Genomic DNA, 550 nt, shown 5'->3' with positions numbered 1-550 from the left:
ATATTAGAAATAAGAAAGAATAACAAAGATTATGGTTATAGACGTATATATGGTGCGTTACGTAATTTAGGATATATAATAAACAAAAAGAAAGTTCAAAGAATTATACAAAAATTAGGCTTACAGGTTACATCATTCACTAGAAAAAGTAGAAAATACAATTCATATAAAGGGAAAATTGGAAAAACAGCTAAGAATAGAATTAGAAGACGATTTAATACTAATATTCCACATCAAAAAATCACTACAGACACAACTGAATTTAAATATTATGAAGTTAGTGAGAGAGGTAAATTAGTAGTAAAGAAACTTTATTTAGATTCATTTATGGATATGTATAATGGTGAGATAATAAGCTATAGTATAAGTGAGAGTCCATCAGCTAAAAATATAATGGATGCACTAGAAGAAGCTATTAAAGTCACAGCTAAATCCCCTTATAGGAGAACTTTCCACTCTGATCAAGGATGGGCTTATCAAATGAAGGCATACTCGAAAAGGTTAAAAGAAGAACGTATTTACCAAAGTATGTCTAGAAAAGCAAATTGTT

1 protein-coding gene is annotated in these 550 nt (G+C 28.5%); it reads left to right on the top strand.

Going from position 1 to position 550, the window contains the following annotated elements:
- On the top strand, window positions 1-550 hold a 550-nt coding region (locus JX287_RS07770), incomplete at both ends, for a DDE-type integrase/transposase/recombinase (RefSeq protein ID WP_204644319.1).

Origin of the sequence: Gemella haemolysans (assembly GCF_901873445.1) — a bacterium.
Classification (GTDB): Bacteria; Bacillota; Bacilli; order Staphylococcales; family Gemellaceae; genus Gemella; species Gemella haemolysans_C.
The sequence above is the reverse complement of the archived record's forward strand: the minus strand, read 5'-3'. Positions and strand labels throughout refer to the sequence as shown.